This is a genomic window from Aquimarina latercula DSM 2041 (genome assembly GCF_000430645.1).
Taxonomy (GTDB): Bacteria; Bacteroidota; Bacteroidia; order Flavobacteriales; family Flavobacteriaceae; genus Aquimarina; species Aquimarina latercula.
In genome coordinates this window covers 168,912-186,146 of the sequence record NZ_KE387186.1, presented here as the reverse complement: position 1 = coordinate 186,146, position 17,235 = coordinate 168,912, and the positions used below count along the sequence as shown (strand labels likewise).

Annotated in this window: 18 protein-coding genes; 10 read left to right on the top strand and 8 right to left on the bottom strand. The window is 32.6% G+C overall.

The annotated features are described in order from the left end of the window. Positions 1-12: 12 nt before the first annotated feature. Positions 13-696 carry a metal-dependent transcriptional regulator gene (locus tag H526_RS0125360; protein WP_027395512.1) on the bottom strand — a complete coding sequence of 228 codons (684 nt, stop codon included), beginning with the start codon at positions 694-696 and terminating at the stop codon, positions 13-15. A gap of 165 nt (positions 697-861) precedes the next feature. Here H526_RS0125360 and H526_RS0125355 point away from each other — a divergent pair, with 165 nt between their 5' ends. The 5 genes from H526_RS0125355 to H526_RS0125335 all read left to right on the top strand — a co-directional run bounded on the left by H526_RS0125355 (position 862) and on the right by H526_RS0125335 (position 5,550). Further along, entirely contained in the window at positions 862-1,779 is a 918-nt protein-coding gene (locus H526_RS0125355) for a metal ABC transporter solute-binding protein, Zn/Mn family (protein WP_035086680.1), read from the top strand. Further along, positions 1,779-2,516: a metal ABC transporter ATP-binding protein gene (locus tag H526_RS0125350; protein WP_027395510.1), complete on the top strand. Its 738-nt coding sequence runs from the start codon at positions 1,779-1,781 to the stop codon at positions 2,514-2,516. Before H526_RS0125355 ends, H526_RS0125350 begins: the two co-directional genes overlap by 1 nt. A gap of 4 nt (positions 2,517-2,520) precedes the next feature. Continuing rightward, positions 2,521-3,651 carry a metal ABC transporter permease gene (locus tag H526_RS0125345; RefSeq protein WP_027395509.1) on the top strand — a complete coding sequence of 377 codons (1,131 nt, stop codon included), beginning with the start codon at positions 2,521-2,523 and terminating at the stop codon, positions 3,649-3,651. Next, positions 3,644-4,807 carry a metal ABC transporter permease gene (locus H526_RS0125340; protein WP_027395508.1) on the top strand — a complete coding sequence of 388 codons (1,164 nt, stop codon included), beginning with the start codon at positions 3,644-3,646 and terminating at the stop codon, positions 4,805-4,807. Before H526_RS0125345 ends, H526_RS0125340 begins: the two co-directional genes overlap by 8 nt. Before the next feature lie 77 nt (positions 4,808-4,884). Beyond that, complete coding sequence (locus H526_RS0125335; protein WP_027395507.1) at positions 4,885-5,550, top strand: hypothetical protein; 666 nt, start codon at positions 4,885-4,887, stop codon at positions 5,548-5,550. Between the two features lie 92 nt (positions 5,551-5,642). Here H526_RS0125335 and H526_RS0125330 read toward each other — a convergent pair whose 3' ends face one another. From H526_RS0125330 to recR, 7 genes are all read right to left on the bottom strand, one after another. Beyond that, the gene (locus H526_RS0125330; protein ID WP_035086678.1) at positions 5,643-6,359 is read right to left on the bottom strand and encodes a metallophosphoesterase family protein; all 717 of its coding nucleotides are present in this window, start codon (positions 6,357-6,359) and stop codon (positions 5,643-5,645) included. An 89-nt stretch (positions 6,360-6,448) separates the two neighbouring features. Beyond that, positions 6,449-6,928 (bottom strand): hypothetical protein, encoded by a 480-nt coding sequence (locus tag H526_RS0125325; protein ID WP_027395505.1) that lies wholly within the window; start codon positions 6,926-6,928, stop codon positions 6,449-6,451. Positions 6,929-7,443: 515 nt separating this feature from the next. Beyond that, complete coding sequence (locus tag H526_RS0125315; protein ID WP_027395504.1) at positions 7,444-8,091, bottom strand: DUF7151 family protein; 648 nt, start codon at positions 8,089-8,091, stop codon at positions 7,444-7,446. 26 nt (positions 8,092-8,117) lie between these two features. Beyond that, on the bottom strand, positions 8,118-8,765 hold the full coding sequence (locus H526_RS0125310; protein WP_147404174.1) for a DUF7151 family protein: 648 nt from the start codon (positions 8,763-8,765) through the stop codon (positions 8,118-8,120). Between the two features lie 238 nt (positions 8,766-9,003). Beyond that, the gene (locus tag H526_RS0125305; protein ID WP_027395502.1) at positions 9,004-10,347 is read right to left on the bottom strand and encodes a dihydrolipoamide acetyltransferase family protein; all 1,344 of its coding nucleotides are present in this window, start codon (positions 10,345-10,347) and stop codon (positions 9,004-9,006) included. A 90-nt stretch (positions 10,348-10,437) separates the two neighbouring features. Further along, a complete protein-coding gene (locus H526_RS0125300) occupies positions 10,438-11,547 on the bottom strand; it encodes a glycosyltransferase family 2 protein (RefSeq protein ID WP_342667703.1) in 1,110 nt (369 codons plus the stop codon). A 45-nt stretch (positions 11,548-11,592) separates the two neighbouring features. Beyond that, positions 11,593-12,213 carry a recombination mediator RecR gene (gene recR, locus H526_RS0125295; protein ID WP_027395500.1) on the bottom strand — a complete coding sequence of 207 codons (621 nt, stop codon included), beginning with the start codon at positions 12,211-12,213 and terminating at the stop codon, positions 11,593-11,595. A 181-nt stretch (positions 12,214-12,394) separates the two neighbouring features. Between recR and H526_RS32010 the strand changes: the two genes are divergently transcribed. From H526_RS32010 to secA, 5 genes are all read left to right on the top strand, one after another. Next, positions 12,395-12,559 carry a hypothetical protein gene (locus H526_RS32010; protein ID WP_155839784.1) on the top strand — a complete coding sequence of 55 codons (165 nt, stop codon included), beginning with the start codon at positions 12,395-12,397 and terminating at the stop codon, positions 12,557-12,559. Continuing rightward, entirely contained in the window at positions 12,556-12,702 is a 147-nt protein-coding gene (locus H526_RS32140; RefSeq protein WP_162144515.1) for a hypothetical protein, read from the top strand. Before H526_RS32010 ends, H526_RS32140 begins: the two co-directional genes overlap by 4 nt. Beyond that, positions 12,674-13,249, top strand: a complete 576-nt coding sequence (locus H526_RS0125280; protein WP_027395499.1) for a cob(I)yrinic acid a,c-diamide adenosyltransferase — start codon at positions 12,674-12,676, stop codon at positions 13,247-13,249. Before H526_RS32140 ends, H526_RS0125280 begins: the two co-directional genes overlap by 29 nt. A 141-nt stretch (positions 13,250-13,390) precedes the next feature. Then, on the top strand, positions 13,391-13,612 hold the full coding sequence (locus tag H526_RS0125275) for a DUF2795 domain-containing protein (protein ID WP_006989959.1): 222 nt from the start codon (positions 13,391-13,393) through the stop codon (positions 13,610-13,612). 238 nt (positions 13,613-13,850) lie between these two features. Further along, positions 13,851-17,207 carry a preprotein translocase subunit SecA gene (secA, locus tag H526_RS0125270; protein ID WP_027395498.1) on the top strand — a complete coding sequence of 1,119 codons (3,357 nt, stop codon included), beginning with the start codon at positions 13,851-13,853 and terminating at the stop codon, positions 17,205-17,207. Positions 17,208-17,235: the final 28 nt, after the last annotated feature.

Here is a 17,235-nt window from a genome sequence, read left to right as displayed (position 1 = left end):
TTTATTATTAAATCACAACACCTTTACAAATACATTATCCGCAAATTTTCTAGTTACTGTTTCTATACTATTGTTAAACTGAATTCGAATAGACTTATCAAACTCTCGTACTTCGAGTACCTTAATTTCACTACTTAACGCTAATCCTATTTCTGAAACAAATCTCAAAAAATTAACAGAACCATCATTTACAGCAATCAACTTGCACACAGCACCTTCTTCTAATGAGGATAGTGTGATTTTCGGAACTACTTTATACTCACCTTTTGAAGTAGGAATTAGTTCTCCGTGTGGATCTTTTTCTGGGAAATCCATAAACCGATCTAGCTCATCAATCAGTTTGTACGATTTTATATGCTCTAACTGCTCTGCCACCTCATGGACCTCATCCCAACTAAAGTTTAGGTAATTATATAAAAAAGTTTCCCAAAGCCTATGTTTTCTAATCAATCTAACAGCAATAGCTCTGCCCTCTTCTGTTAACTCTAATTTCCCATACTTCTCACTTACTACATAATTCTTTGCTTTCAGTTTTTTAATCATATTATTAGTAGAAGCTGGAGACACTTTAAGATATTCCGCTAATTGATTATTTCCAACCTTTACAGAATTATCTTCTACTAATAACTGAAAAAGAGCTTTTAAATAATCTTCTTCGCTTTTTGTTAAATTATTCAAATTTAATTTGTTAGTCATGGCTAACTTTTTTAGTTTTGCTATTATAATTAAACAAAAATACTAAACCTAATACAATTATAAGGTATCCAACTATAGCCTCTTCTCATTAAGTTTTTTTGGATATCTTTTTTAAACATAGTTTTAGCCTAAAATTAAAACACCACTATTGAATTAAAATTTAAAATGATCAAAAAAACCGCAATATTTCTAGCATTAACAATTACCTTGTTTTCTTGTAAAAAAGAAGAAAAGAAAGTAAATCAAAAATTAAATGTAGTTACAACGACTACTATGATAACCGATTTAGTAAAAAATATTGGGGGAGATTTAATAACTGTCGAAGGATTAATGGGATCTGGTGTTGACCCACACCTATATAAAGCTAGTGAAGGTGATGTTACCAAATTAGTTAACGCAGATGTTATCTTTTATAATGGACTGCATCTCGAAGGAAAATTAGTAGAAGTATTTGAGAAAATGGGGAGTCAAAATATAAAAACTATTGCAGTTGGCGAAGTTTTGGACAAAAGCATTCTTATTGGATCTGATTATTTTGCTTCTAATTACGACCCTCATATCTGGTTTAATGTAAATAATTGGAAACAAGTAACTTTATTTACTATTGAAAAACTAAAAGAATTAGATCCTAAAAACGCTGAAGTTTTTGAGACTAATGGGAAATCATATCTAAAAAAATTAAATGTTTTAGAAAGCAACATAAAAACTACCATCGAAACCTTACCTAAGGACAAAAGAATATTGGTAACTGCTCACGATGCTTTTAGTTATTTTGGCAAAGAATACGCCTTTAATGTGGTTGGTTTACAAGGTCTATCTACTGCCACGGAAGCTGGCGTACAAGATGTTCAGAAGTTAGCTGCTTTTATTATAGAAAACCAAGTAAAAGCTATTTTTGTTGAAACCTCAGTACCAAAACGTACTATTGAAGCGTTACAAGCTGCAGTGAAATCTAAAGACCACGAAGTAATAATTGGCGGTACTTTATATTCTGATGCTTTAGGAAACCCTGGAACTATTGAGGGAACATATATAGGAATGTTTGAATACAATGTAAACACCATTGTAAATGCATTGAAATAATGAAAGAAAAGATAGCTGTACAAATAGATGACTTAACAGTTGCATACAATTACAAACCCGTGCTATGGGATATTGATCTTGCTATCCCTGAAGGAGTTTTAATGGCGATTGTGGGACCCAATGGTGCCGGAAAATCTACACTAATCAAGTCTGTGTTAGATATCATCAAACCTATAGCAGGAAGTGTAAAGATCTATAAAAAGCCTTATAAAAAACAGCGGTCTTTAGTTGCTTATGTCCCTCAAAAAGGAAGTGTTGATTGGGATTTCCCCACAACAGCACTTGATGTGGTGATGATGGGAACTTATGGAAGTTTAGGCTGGATTAAAAGACCAGGGCAAAAACAAAAAAAGGCAGCGCTCGAAGCTTTAGAAAAGGTAGGAATGCTTGCATTTAAATCTAGACAAATTAGTCAGCTTTCTGGCGGACAACAACAACGCATTTTTCTTGCTAGAGCATTAGTCCAGAATGCATCTATCTATTTTATGGATGAACCTTTTCAAGGGGTTGATGCTACTACTGAAAAAGCAATTATCAATATCCTGAAAGAACTTAGAAGAGCTGGAAAAACAGTAATTGTAGTACATCATGATTTACAAACAGTTCCCGAATATTTTGATTGGGTTACATTTTTGAATGTAAAAAAAATTGCAACAGGACCTGTGAAAGACATTTTTAACGATGATAATCTTACGAAAACATACGGAATAAATTATAAAGTAAGCGTCCAACAATAATACTATGGATATCCTAGAATACATACAGCTTGTCTTTACTGATTACACCTTGCGTACAATCACATTAGGAACTGCTGTTTTGGGAGCTATATGTGGCATGTTAGGAAGTTTTGCCGTATTAAGAAAACAAAGTCTTTTGGGTGATGCAATTTCCCACGCCGCATTACCGGGAATAGCTATAGCTTTCTTAATTATCGGAGCAAAAAACAGTAATGCCTTTTTACTAGGTGCCTTAGTCAGTGGTTTGGTTGGTAGTTTCTGGATAAGAGGTATTATAAAAAAAACACACCTTAAATCCGACACAGCACTTGGTTTAATTCTTTCTTTATTTTTTGGCTTTGGAATGTTATTACTTACTTATATCCAAAAACTCCCGAATGCTAATCAAGCAGGACTGGAGAATTATCTTTTTGGACAAGCTGCAACATTATTAGAAAGTGATGTCTGGATGATGTCTTTAGTCACTGGAGTTTGTCTTGTTGTCTTATTATTATTCTGGAAAGAACTTAAAATATCACTATTCGATAGTGATTATACCAAAACATTAGGTTTTAATGTTAAGTTTTTAGATATACTAATTACTACATTTATTGTTATTGCAATTGTTCTAGGCTTACAGACTGTAGGCGTAGTTTTAATGAGCGCTATGATTCTTGCTCCTGCAGCCGCAGCAAGACAATGGACCAACAGTCTATCAATTATGGTAATTCTTGCTGCTATCTTTGGTGCATTTTCCGGAGTTATCGGAACCGCTATAAGTGCTAGTCATAATAATCTGTCTACAGGTCCAGTGATCGTTTTAGTTGCAGCGGTATTTGTATTAGTTTCTTTTATATTTTCTCCTGGTAGAGGACTTCTATTTAGAGAAATACGTTTCAGAAAAAACAGAAACGATCTGCAACTTCATAAAACCCTTTCATTTATGTATAATATTGCCCGTGATCACGAAGATATTTCGCATCCACACGCAATCAAAATACTTAATAACTTTCAGGGATTTACCAAACGATCCTTACAAAAATTAGAAGACAAAGATTATGTAAAAATCGAAGGAAATATGTGGTCTCTAACCTCTTCGGGATACAAAACTGCTTCGAACTTATACAATCAACTAACACAAGTAAACGATGAGTAGTGCGCAGATTGAAATACAATTAATTGCTAGTCTTGTTGCTATTGCTTGTGCTATTCCTGGTACATTTTTAGTATTACGGAAAATGGCTCTAATTACGGATGCAATTAGTCATTCTATCTTACCAGGAATTGTAATTGGTTTTTTTATCACACATGATCTATCTTCTCCTTTACTAATTTTACTCGCTGCGCTAAGCGGAGTTCTCACTGTAGTTTTAGTAGAGTTTATTCAAAAAACTGGTTTAGTGAAAGAAGATACCGCTATTGGATTGGTTTTTCCTGCTTTATTTAGTATCGGTGTTATAATGATCGCACAAAATGCCAATGATGTACATCTTGATATAGATGCCGTATTACTAGGAGAGTTGGCTTTTGCTCCTTTTGATAGACTTATTATCAACACAATAGATCTGGGTCCTAAATCTTTATGGATTATCGGAACTATCCTTTTAACAACTTGTGGTTTGCTTTTTGCTTTTTTCAAAGAGTTAAAAGTAAGCACATTTGATGCCGGCCTTGCCGCTGCCTTAGGACTATCACCGATCGTAATGCACTATGGTTTAATGACTATAGCATCTATAACCACAGTAGGAGCTTTTGATGCGGTTGGAGCCATTTTGGTAATTGCATTTATGATAGCACCGGCAGCTACTGCTTATCTATTAACCAATGATCTAAAAAAAATGATCCTTCTAGCCTGTATTTTTGGTGTTATTTCCGCCATTGTTGGATATTGGGTCGCTCACGGACTAGACACTTCTATTTCTGGCTCCATGACTAGTGTACTTGGTATTTTATTTCTAGTAGTATATTTATTTGCTCCAAATAGAGGGTATTTCTCTGTTATTTACCGACACAGACAACAACGTATCGAAGTTTCATTACTAACTTTTCTACTGCATCTTGGTAATCATGCAGATGACGAAACTGAACGACATGTAAAACACCTTAATGAGCATATCAATTGGCAAAAAGTAAAATCTAAATCCGTATTAGATTTAGCTCTTAAGAATAATATGATCGAAATTAATGACGATATCGTTTCCTTAACAGAAAAAGGACAGCATTTCACTACTGAAGCTATTGATTATATCATAACTAATAAGAATTCTGAAATTGAGAAAATGAAAGATCGTTTTTTCTTATTTAGAGGTTAGTATCTATTACTAGGAGTGGGCTGTTTTTTACTTTTAAAAAAGTAAATTACTTATCTTTATAAAAACTAAAACTTGTTTTGAAGATCCTTTTTTACTTTTCCTTTCTTTTTACATTATTAAAAACCACAACGGCTTTTTGCCAAAAAGAATTAGTTTATTTAGTAGAAGACGTTCAAAAAAAACGTAGTGTTATCTATGTTCAAAATGACACTGACTCGGATAAAAGCGTTTTTCTTAAAATAGATCCTATTGGTTACCGCAGAAGAGCACAACGCCCTATTCTTAAGAACATTCCAGCTAAAAGTAAAGTACAAATGTTAATACTAATTCCCTTAACAGATAAAGAATCATCTTATACATATAACCTTATTGTTAATGATAAGTTAGAAAATATAAATACTAGAAGGCAAAAAGAAAAACCGAAAGAAATACAATCACGAACTGTAGCTAATTACAAACTCTTTATCTACACTGATCAAGGTTGTAATCGATGTGATACATTAATAAAAAAACTAAAAGAAAAGAAAATACAGTTTTTAGAAGTCGATATCGATAGTAAAAATAATTTACTATCCCCTGTGTTCTGGCGGAACATGTTAGAAAAAGGGTATACCAGAGAAAACATAGAATTACCATTTGCCAAAAAAGATAAAAAAACGCATTATCCCATTACAAATTTTGATGTTTTTATTGAAGAGATCACAAAGAAACCCAAACAAAGGAAAAGAACAAGTTTTTTTTAGAACGAACTTAAAATTCAAATACTTTTAAAAAAGTAATAGCCACTTATTATCTAAACAATACACACTACTATTTATAAGATCTGTTTAAAATTCTACACCTTAAAGGTAATTACCTCAGTAAATAATTGATCTTTATGTAACTCAATAACTCTATATCCAAATGAATTATTATTAACTTTAATCTCATTCGGATCTTTTTCTACCTGATAAGATGCTGCTGGTGTAATATATTGCATTATATTATTAAACTTTTGATAATCTTCCATATGATAATGTCCTGAAAAAAGTATAATTTCATTTGGATTTTTTTCTAATAAAGTTTGAATCTTCTCTCTTCCTTTTAAAGAGAATTTTTTATCTATAATAGCAGGAATAGGTAAAACAGGATGGTGAATAAATAATACTATTTTTTTTGAAGTAACCAACGCTGACTCCAACCATATTAATTGTTTTTCACTAGCTACATCGGTACTAGAATCTAAAAAAATAAACCTAAAAAAATCATCCTCTCTATAATAAAAAAGCTCATTAGAATCTATTAGAAAATCATTTTTGTAGTACTCTATTACCTCGGAAAAGTAATCATGATTTCCCAAAGAAATAGATACTTTATACTTTTGTAAAGTATCAAAAAACCAAGAATTAGATGATTTCTCTCCTATATCACCACCATAAATAACTTCATCAATATTTTTTGAATCAATATCTTCTAAAATTGTCTTCCAATTGTTTCGGGCATTTACACCTAAGCCTTTAGGATATTCTTCATCTATATGAGCATCTGTAATATAAGCTATCTTTTTGACCATACCTATAGATATTAACTACGAAGTTATGCAGTTTAATACGCTTCTCAAAAGTATTTTTAAAAATATCTAAAGACATTTTTTATACTTTTTTACTTGCATTTGACACTTAACACTTTGTTTTCTTTTTTTGCATTAGCATCCATAGCTGCACCAATTGCTAACCCCAAAGACATACCTATTGTCATTCCAAAAGTCATTCCGTAGATCAATCCATTAGAACCACCGAAAACTACTCCAAAAGTCATCCCTAAGCTCATTCCAAGACTCATACCTAAACTCATACCAATCGTCATATAATACCCTTCGGATATCAAAGAAAATTCCTTTTTTAAATAGGTTATAAACTCACTAAGTCTTTTGTTGTAGTATTTTTTCCTGTTTTCTCTTGGTATATCTATATCAAATGCATCTAATTTACTTTCTATAGCACGTAATTGGTCTTCAGATAAACCTCTACTCTCTAACTGAGATAAAATACTAATGAACTTTTTATACACCTTTATTTCTGATGTTTCGTCAGTTTCTGTAACCAAGTTCTTAAAAAATTTAGATGCTTCCTCAATAGTCATAGGTATAGCGTTTTAATATTTAAAATTAGACACCACCTTATTAGTAGTCATACGATTTTATTTGTTACAATATTAAAAAGAAACTTACCGTATATCTATTATTATTAAATTATATAGAAATATCAAATTTCTTTTGTCAATCAAGCTTCACTAGACACTTTATCCACAATTCTATAAAAGAATAATGATATGACGGTAAAATTATTTAAGACCTCAAACTTATCTCAAAAAAACTTATTTTTTTGATCTATTAAATTGTTCTATCAACTCTTTTATTTCATCTTCATCATACTTACGAGAAAAGTGTACAGGAACCGCATTTTTTATTTCACAAGCCTTCATAATCTATGCTGATTTTGAAGCATAACTATAATTATTTTTTCTACCAATTCGCAATCTTCATAAGGAGTACTTTTCATCTCTACCGTAAAGATGTTTTCGTTATTCACCTCATCTTCTACCCTAAATAATCTAGTCCAAAACTGTTTTATTAAACAAAAACTGTTCTTTGATAATTAATTCTCTTGTTTTATAATCAGTTCAGACTTATTAGATATCCAAACATTGTCTCCTGTATTATTTTCCGACCTCAATCTTAAATAAATATTTATTTCCTCCTCCGGTAATGATTCAACAAGATTGTTAGAAATCACATTTTCGTATTCAGTATTTCTTGTAGCAAGAACGGAATTACTTATCGTTCTAAAATTAGTAGCATCATACAATTCAACAATTGCACTATTATTACTGTTGTCAGACTTAATACTCGCTGTATAAACAACGGATCTTAATTTACTCCAATTTCTTTTATCAAATTTTATAATGGCTGGATACGTATTTATATAGTTACCAGAAGTACCGGAAGCTCCACCATTATTATTATGAAGTATAATTCTCGTTTCTTTTGAAATTGGATCATCAATTCCCCCACAAACAAATTTGGTTGTTTCTATTTCATTTGTTTCTAAAACAAAATTCGAATTGACATCTAAACCTAACTCTATTTTAATACCTCCATATTGACAGTTTGAGCCAGAATCTTCCTTAGAAAACACTGTTAAGGAATTTAATCCCGAAACACCATTCTCTCCATCCTCTGGTTCGCAACCACTTAATATTAAAACAGATATAAATAAGAAACTTAATTTTATAATATTTTTCATAGTGATCAAAAAAAGTGTTTGTGTTATTAACGTTTTATAACTAATTCAGCCTTTCTACCCATATACACAGTCGTACCTTCATTTTCTGAACGCAATCTTAATGATATATCTATTTCTTTTTCAGGAATAGAAGAAATTATATTTTCTGAGATCATTAATATTCCAGGATAATTGGTACTATTGTTAGTAAGAACACTATTAGCTATAACCTCCCCATCCGTTTCATTAAATAATTCTACAAAACAACTATTATTAGAATTTTCCGAATATATCCAAGCTACATAATAAATTGAAGACGCATTTTCCCAATTTTTTTTATCAAATTTTATTATTTCACCCATTTTCCTTCCTTCTACAGAACTAGTTCCAGACGCACCAGATCCGTTACTAAATAAAACTAACCTTGTTTCATCTTGATAATCACTATTAAATCCATCACACAAGAAAGTTGTCGTTAACACCTCGTTAGTTTCAAGAATTGTATTTGAATTTAAGTCTAAGCCATTTTCAATTCTAACCCCTCCATTTTCACAATTTGCTCCGCTAGGCTCATCATTTAATATTGTAAGATTACTTAACCCAGGAACACCATCAGTTCCATCTTCCGGAGAACAACTTAACAACATCGTTCCTAACAATACACACAAAAAATAATTTACTTTTGAGAATCTCATACATTTTAAAATTTAAATATTTATTAGAGTTTAACATATGTATCATTTAGAAGGAAAATGTTACCCTATTATATGCATTTATTGTATAAAAATCAGAATATAGGGAATAGGAGTATTTCAAGAACTAACACGTTTATATGTCTTCTAATCAAAACATCTTGGTAGTAATTAAATATTATAAAATAAAAAAACCGCATAATACATATGCGGTTTTTTTATTTATAAATTATAGTATTTCTTAAAACTCTCTATTTACATCAAATGCTTCGAGATAGTCCTTTACTCGTTGCACAAATTGTCCTCCAAGAGCACCATTTACAACTCTATGGTCATAAGAATGCGATAAGAACATTTTATAACGAATACCAATAAAGTCTCCATCAGGTGTTTCAATCACAGCAGGCACCTTGCGAATAGCTCCTAACGCTAAAATAGCAACTTGTGGCTGATTAATAATTGGCGTTCCCATAATACTACCAAAAGTTCCTACGTTAGTAACTGTATAAGTTCCTCCTTGAATATCATCTGGTTTTAATGCATTATTACGCGCTCGGTTTGCCAAATCATTCACAGCTTTGGTCATTCCAACTAAGTTTAACTGATCTGCATTCTTAATTACTGGAACAATTAAATTACCATCTGCCAAGGCAGCTGCCATTCCTAGATTAATATTTTTCTTTTTAATGATCGTATCCCCAGAAACAGAAATATTAATCATTGGAAAATCTCTAATGGCTTTTGCTACAGCTTCCATAAAGATTGGAGTAAAGGTTAAGTTTTCTCCTTCTCTCTTCATAAAATCACCTTTCACCTTCTTTCTCCAGTTCCAGATATTAGTTACATCTGCCTCAATAAACGATTGTACGTGTGCAGAAGTTTGTACAGAATCTACCATATGATGCGAAATCAATTTCCCCATTCTGGTCATTTCTATAATCTCATCTTCTCCCGATGCAACTACTGGTGTAGCTTTGGGAGCATCCATTTTCTTAGCTGGTGCTGCAGGAGTATTTTTTTGTTCTTTTAATACTGGTGTTGAAGGAGTCGCAGTTTTACCAGCTTTTCTATCTTCTACAAACTGTAAGATATCATTTTTAGTAACTCTACCATCTTTTCCAGTTCCAGATATATTTTCTAATTCTGCTACAGAAATTCCTTCTGCCGCAGCTATATTTTTAACTAATGGAGAATAAAACTTAGAACTTTCGGAAAAATCAGCTTTTGTAGTAACCGTTTCAGTTACTGCAGCAATATCGTTTTCTATAACTTGAGCTGCGGTTTCAGGTGCAGCTACAACTTCTTCTTTAATTTTTTCTGGAGATGCATCTGTAGCAACTTCTCCTTCTGTTTCAATAATAGCAATTGTTTGACCAACTTTTACTACATCGTCAACATCAAAAAGCTTTTCAACCAATACTCCTTCTACCTCGCAAGGGACTTCGCTATCTACTTTATCCGTAGCAATCTCTAATACTGCATCGTCCATTTCGATAGTATCTCCAACTTCTTTTAACCAAGTTGTTATTGTTGCCTCTGCAACACTCTCACCCATCTTCGGAAGTTTAAGCTCAAATTTTGCCATATTCTTAATCAAAGGTATTTATTAGTTATTTTTTTTGCGAAATTAATAAAAGTTAAGCTCTTAAATTAATTTTTATTTACTAAAGTTTCTTTAAAAAGTAATTACCTCTCCTTTTCCATCACTAAAATCACTTCCTAATATAAAATCACATCCTACTGGTTTAATCTTAAAAGTCATATTTGATTTTCTCAAAATTTGCATTTCTTTTATTATTTCACCAAAACTTAGTAACTCGTTGTCAAAGATAAGTTCGTTATTAGTATATCCCAAATTCTTTGCAGCTTCCAATGAAATAAACTTCACTTCTTTTTGCAGTACCTCACTAAGTCGCTTCTTCAAACTATGATTCTCTGATACTAAATAATAAGTATCAATCACACGCTTTTCTTTATGATAACTTTTAAACGACTGAATTATAGAAGTCAAACGTATTCCTAGAGATACAATGAAGTCCAAGAACCAATTACTCTTAAAGTGTTTTCTATAAAACAATCGCATTGCTCCATAAAAACGTTTTATGTATTCTGCGTTACGATCTGTACTTTCGCCTTTATAATGAATTACAGGAATTGTTCCTATATAGTAGTTTTGTAACCCTTTCTTTTTCATTTTATATGAGAGATCAATATCCTCTCCATACATAAAATAATCTTCATCAAAACCTTTTACTGACTTATAGTCTTTTTTTCTTACCAGAACAAAAGCCCCAACTAAAATATCAACAGCTGCAATTCCAGTTTCAGGTATATGATCCGCATAATAATTTTTCACTTTGCCTAATTTAACACCAAACAATCTTCGAAAAGAAGTCAAAGGAGATGGCACATTTCTCTTACTTTCTGGAAGAAAATTACCCGTACCATCAATAAGTTTTGGGCCTAACATGCCCATATGTATTAACTTTTCTGATGTCGAAATAATATTTACAAACGTATCTTCAGCTACTACAGTGTCTGGATTTAGGATACAGATATATTCACCTTTTGCTAAATCAACTCCTTGATTGTTAGCCCTTGCAAACCCAACATTATCATTGTTTTCTACTAAGAGAATTTTAGGAAAACGTTCTTTAACCATAGCACAACTATCATCAGGAGAATTATTATCAACAACAATAATCTCTGCATTTAAATCAGTTACGGCTTTCTGAACACTTAAAATGCATAGTTCTAAAAAATAACGAACATTATAATTAAGGATGACTACAGATAATTTCAGAAGATCAAATTTTAAAAATGAAACAAATTAGGAACTCTTCAATGCGTTTTCAAAAGGAATTCTATTAATAATACTTCTACCTAAAGTTACCTCATCGGCATATTCTAACTCGTCATTTACACCTATTCCCCTAGCAATAGTAGCTATTTTAATATCGACACCTTCTAATTGTCTATAAATATAAAAATTCGTAGTATCACCTTCCATAGTAGCACTTAAAGCAAAAATTAATTCCTTTACTGCTCCCGATTTTACTTTTTCTACCAATGTATGGATTTTAAGATCCTGAGGGCCAATACCATCCATTGGGCTAATTTTTCCACCCAAAACATGATATAAACCTCTATACTGGTTAGTACTCTCTATCGCCATAACATCTCTAATATCTTCCACCACACAGACAATATCTTGTATCCTATTAGGATTACTGCAGATATCGCATATTTCTACATCACTAATACTATGACAGTTTTTACAAAACTTCACATCTTCTCTTAACGTACCCAACGCTTTTACCAAATGCTGTGTTTGCGTCTCTGGTTGTCTCAAAAGATGTAAAACCAATCGTAACGCAGTTCTTTTACCAATCCCTGGCAACTGAGACATTTCATATACTGCATTTTCCAATAATTTTGACGAAAATTCCATAGCGATACAAATGTAATAAAATAGTCTTTGAGTTTACTTGTCTCTAAGGGAATACGATCACAACTTAAGTTCTTATTTAACATTTAACAATCAACTTAACACCAAACTGTACTAACACTGATAAACTCTAGTACTAAAATACTCATAGCTATTTATTACATTTACTGCAAAAGAAGAAATCATGTTTGATGCACTATCTGAAGAAACCCAGTTAGTTTTAGTTATTATTGGAATAGCATTACTGTTTTTTGTAGTGCGATGGAATTCTGGCAGAAATAAAAAGAAATTATATGATCGCTCGACAAGAGATTTTAGGAAGAATTATTTCAAAAAGAAGAAAAAATGAAATTTCCTTGGTTTTGGACCGCTGTATTAATCGGAGGAATCTTTGTTTATTTAAATGTAAATAAGGCGAAAAAAGATATTTCTAAATATAAAAAAGATAATCAACAAAAAAGAGATGAAGATATACACAAAGACAGGAGATAAAGGCACTACCGCATTATTTGGTGGTACCAGAGTCCCTAAACATCATATTCGTATTGACAGCTATGGGACCGTAGATGAATTAAACTCGCATATTGGTTTAATAAGAGATCAGCAAATAGATGAGCTAAGCAAGACAGTATTAGTGACTATTCAGGACAAATTGTTTACTGTAGGAGCCGTTTTAGCTACAGATCCGGAAAAAGCAACATTAAAAAACGGACAAAAAAGATTAAACATCCCTACTATTTCTATAGAAGATATAACACTTTTAGAAACTGAAATAGATCGTATGAATGAATCTTTACCTCCAATGACTCATTTTGTACTACCAGGAGGACACCAAACAGTGTCATTCTGTCATATTGCACGCTGTGTATGTAGGAGAGCCGAGCGTTTAGCCACAGCGTTATATGAGTTAGACCCTTTTGAAGCAACAACTTTACAGTACTTAAACCGACTATCTGACTATCTATTTGTACTGGCACGAAAGTTGTCCTACGATTTACAAGCAAACGAGATACAATGGATTCCTCAAAAAAATTCTTAGTGCTCAAAAAAAGCTTAAAAATAAGTTAAGGGTAATACCCGAAAAATCACGTTCTTATAATTATTGTTGAAATAATTAATTTTTTACTTGACTTTTTAAACTAAAAAATTATTTTTGCAAAAAAATTAAACCAGTAAGCATATGTATTGGACTTTAGAATTAGCATCTTATTTAAGTGATGCACCTTGGCCAGCAACCAAAGATGAGTTAATTGACTATGCAATTCGTACGGGAGCACCGCTAGAGGTTGTGGAAAACCTACAATCAATTGAAGATGAAGGGGATTCGTATGATTCTATAGAAGAAATATGGCCAGATTATCCAACTGACGAAGATTATCTTTGGAATGAGGATGAATATTAAAAAAATATTTAAATAGTATTAAAAGTCTCGCAAGAGGCTTTTTTTTTGCGTAAATTACGCCACCTTCACTAGCTGTCAATAGTCTGTGAAGCATTGTATAATAATACCTTTGAGGTATAGAGATTACAATAGATTCAAAGAATTGAAGTTACATTTAGAGTTCTTCTTTTTTTAAAGGAGAAACAAGTTAATTTCATTTTAAAATTAAATCTCATTAAAAAACACATAACCATAAATCATGGGAGTTTTAGATTCTGTATTAAAAGTATTCGTTGGAGATAAATCCAAAAAAGATATAAAAGAAATCCAACCAAAGGTTGAATTAATAAAAAAAGCAGCGCAAGGTATCGCTTCTCTTTCTGACAATGAATTACGTGCCAAAACCGTAGAATTCAAAAATACCATAAATGAAGCCCGTGCTGATATCAATGCAAAAATTGATTCCCTTAAAGAAGAAGCGGACGCTACAGAAGATATTGATAGAAAAGAAGATATCTATGGTGAGATCGACAAACTAAAGAAAGATGCTTATGAAGCAACAGAAAAAGCTTTAAACGAAATCTTACCTGAAGCTTTTGCTGTTGTAAAAGAAACTGCTAAGAGATTTGCAGAAAATGAAACTATTACAGTAGAAGCTACCGCTTATGACCGCGAACTTTCTGGAACGAGAGATCATATTAATCTCGATGGTGATCAAGCTATCTGGTCTACAAGTTGGGATGCTGCTGGTAAAGAGGTAAAATGGGATATGATTCACTATGATGTGCAGCTGATTGGAGGTATTGCTTTACACGAAGGAAAAGTAGCAGAAATGCAAACTGGAGAAGGTAAAACCCTAGTTGCTACGCTACCTGTATACCTTAATGCATTATCTGGTAATGGTGTTCATCTAGTTACTGTTAATGATTACTTAGCCCGACGTGATAGCGAGTGGATGGCTCCTATATTTCAATTCCATGGATTAACTGTAGAATGTATCGATAATCATAGACCTAATTCTGCAGAACGTAGAGCAGCCTATAACGCAGATATAACTTATGGAACTAATAATGAATTTGGTTTTGACTACCTAAGGGATAATATGTCTCATGCACCGGAAGATTTAGTTCAGCGCCCTCATAATTATGCGATCATAGATGAAGTTGATTCAGTATTAATTGATGACGCACGTACTCCTTTAATTATCTCTGGGCCTATTCCTAAAGGAGATATCCATGAATTTAATGAGCTAAAACCAAAAATTGCTGATATCGTTGGGGTACAACAAAAATACTTAACAACAGTCTTAGCAGAAGCTAAAAAACTTATCAAAGAAGGAAACACTAAAGATGGTGGGTTTAAATTACTTCAAGTTTACAGAGGAATTCCAAAAAACAAAGCGCTAATAAAGTTCTTAAGTGAAGAAGGTGTAAAAATGCTGCTTCAGAAAACTGAGAATTTTTACATGCAGGATAACAATAGAGAGATGCATAAAATTGATGCAGATCTATATTACGTAATAGAAGAAAAGAACAATCAAATTGATCTTACTGACAAAGGTGTAGATTATCTTTCTGGTAAAGATGAGCCTGATTTCTTTGTACTACCTCAGATAGGAATGGAGATTGCTAAAATTGAGAATCTTGGCTTACCAAAAGAAGAAGAAGCAGAAAAAAAAGAAGATCTTTTCAGAGAATACAGCGTAAAGAGCGAACGCATCCACACGTTACGCCAATTACTAAAAGCATACTCTTTATTCGAAAAAGATGTAGAATATGTAGTGATGGACAACAAAGTAAAAATTGTTGATGAACAAACAGGACGTATCATGGATGGACGTCGTTATAGTGATGGATTACATCAAGCAATTGAAGCTAAAGAAAATGTAAAAATTGAAGATGCAACCCAAACTTTTGCCACTGTAACATTACAGAATTATTTCCGTATGTATGGAAAATTATCTGGTATGACCGGTACTGCCGTTACAGAAGCGGGAGAACTTTGGGAAATATACAAATTGGATGTTGTAGAAATCCCTACAAATCGACCTATCGCTAGAAAAGATATGGAAGATTTAGTATACAAAACTAAACGCGAGAAATACAATGCTGTAATCGAACAAGTAACCGAATTATCAAGAGCTGGTAGACCTGTACTTATTGGTACTACTTCTGTAGAAATTTCGGAATTACTGGGTAGAATGCTTACAATTCGTAAAGTACCACACAATGTACTGAATGCGAAACTACATAAGAAAGAAGCGGATATTGTAGCTGAGGCTGGTAATCCAGGAGTAGTTACTATTGCAACCAACATGGCAGGTCGTGGAACAGATATTAAATTATCTGATGAAGTAAAAGCAGCTGGAGGTTTAGCAATTATAGGTACAGAACGTCATGATTCTCGTCGTGTAGACAGACAGCTACGTGGACGTGCTGGTCGTCAAGGAGATCCTGGTAGTTCTCAATTCTATGTTTCTTTAGAAGACAATTTAATGCGTCTTTTTGGATCAGAACGTATTGCTAAAATGATGGATAGAATGGGACTGAAAGAAGGTGAGGTAATTCAGCATTCTATGATTTCTAAATCTATCGAAAGAGCTCAGAAAAAAGTAGAAGAAAACAACTTTGGAGTTCGTAAGCGATTATTAGAATATGACGATGTAATGAACGCGCAGCGTGAAGTTGTATATAAACGTCGTTATCACGCATTGTTTGGAGAGCGTCTTCGTGTAGATCTTGCTAATATGATTTATGATACCGCAGAGGTGATCACAGAATCTAATAAGAATGCTCAGGATTATAAAAACTTTGAGTTTGAATTGATTCGCTATTTCTCAATGAGCAGCCCTATAACTGCTGAGGAGTTCGAGAAAATGGATTCTCAAAAGATTGCTGGAGAAATTTACAAAGCAGCTTATGAGCACTATCAAGATAAAATGAAGCGAAATGCAGAAGCTGCATATCCAGTTATTAAACAAGTATACGAAGATCCTTCTAGTAAATACGAACGTATTTTAGTTCCGTTTACGGATGGAGTAAAAAGCTTAAATGTAGCTACTAACCTAGAAAAAGCTTATGAAAGTGAAGGAAAACAATTAATTACTGATTTTGAAAAAAATATCACTTTAGCAATTATTGATGACGCTTGGAAAACACATCTTCGTAAAATGGATGAGTTAAAACAAAGTGTACAATTGGCAGTTCACGAACAAAAAGATCCATTATTGATCTATAAATTCGAAGCTTTTGAATTATTCAAAGTAATGATTGAAGAGGTTAACAAAGATGTTATTTCTTTCTTGTTCAAAGGAGAGTTGCCAACTGGTAACACTCAGGACATTTCTGAAGCTCGTCAGGTACGAAAAAAAGAGAATTTAGAAACTTCTAAAGAAGAAATCCCTAATATGGATGAGCGTGCTGCACAAAACAGAGCTGCTGGAGAAACACAACAACGTCCTCAGGTAACAGAAACTATTGTTAGAGAACAACCAAAAATTGGACGTAATGATAAGGTTACCATCAAACATGTAATGAGTGGAGAAAACAAAACGGTAAAATATAAGCAAGCAATTCCTTTAATAGAAAAAGGAGAATGGGTTCTTATTTCTGAATAAATCCCTAAAACGCTTAACTTAAAACAAC

What these genes read in the sequence shown, in the direction of transcription:
- H526_RS0125275 (WP_006989959.1), top strand. Translation starts at nt 13,391, where the DNA reads ATGTATTGGACTTTAGAATTAGCATCTTATTTAAGTGATGCACCTTGG.
- secA (WP_027395498.1), top strand. Translation starts at nt 13,851, where the DNA reads ATGGGAGTTTTAGATTCTGTATTAAAAGTATTCGTTGGAGATAAATCC.
- H526_RS0125355 (WP_035086680.1), top strand. Translation starts at nt 862, where the DNA reads ATGATCAAAAAAACCGCAATATTTCTAGCATTAACAATTACCTTGTTT.
- H526_RS0125325 (WP_027395505.1), bottom strand. Translation starts at nt 6,928, where the DNA reads ATGACTATTGAGGAAGCATCTAAATTTTTTAAGAACTTGGTTACAGAA.
- H526_RS0125310 (WP_147404174.1), bottom strand. Translation starts at nt 8,765, where the DNA reads ATGAGATTCTCAAAAGTAAATTATTTTTTGTGTGTATTGTTAGGAACG.
- H526_RS0125305 (WP_027395502.1), bottom strand. Translation starts at nt 10,347, where the DNA reads ATGGCAAAATTTGAGCTTAAACTTCCGAAGATGGGTGAGAGTGTTGCA.
- H526_RS0125315 (WP_027395504.1), bottom strand. Translation starts at nt 8,091, where the DNA reads ATGAAAAATATTATAAAATTAAGTTTCTTATTTATATCTGTTTTAATA.
- H526_RS0125360 (WP_027395512.1), bottom strand. Translation starts at nt 696, where the DNA reads ATGACTAACAAATTAAATTTGAATAATTTAACAAAAAGCGAAGAAGAT.
- H526_RS32140 (WP_162144515.1), top strand. Translation starts at nt 12,556, where the DNA reads ATGAAATTTCCTTGGTTTTGGACCGCTGTATTAATCGGAGGAATCTTT.
- H526_RS0125340 (WP_027395508.1), top strand. Translation starts at nt 3,644, where the DNA reads ATGAGTAGTGCGCAGATTGAAATACAATTAATTGCTAGTCTTGTTGCT.
- recR (WP_027395500.1), bottom strand. Translation starts at nt 12,213, where the DNA reads ATGGAATTTTCGTCAAAATTATTGGAAAATGCAGTATATGAAATGTCT.
- H526_RS0125350 (WP_027395510.1), top strand. Translation starts at nt 1,779, where the DNA reads ATGAAAGAAAAGATAGCTGTACAAATAGATGACTTAACAGTTGCATAC.
- H526_RS0125345 (WP_027395509.1), top strand. Translation starts at nt 2,521, where the DNA reads ATGGATATCCTAGAATACATACAGCTTGTCTTTACTGATTACACCTTG.
- H526_RS32010 (WP_155839784.1), top strand. Translation starts at nt 12,395, where the DNA reads ATGTTTGATGCACTATCTGAAGAAACCCAGTTAGTTTTAGTTATTATT.
- H526_RS0125280 (WP_027395499.1), top strand. Translation starts at nt 12,674, where the DNA reads ATGAAGATATACACAAAGACAGGAGATAAAGGCACTACCGCATTATTT.
- H526_RS0125330 (WP_035086678.1), bottom strand. Translation starts at nt 6,359, where the DNA reads ATGGTCAAAAAGATAGCTTATATTACAGATGCTCATATAGATGAAGAA.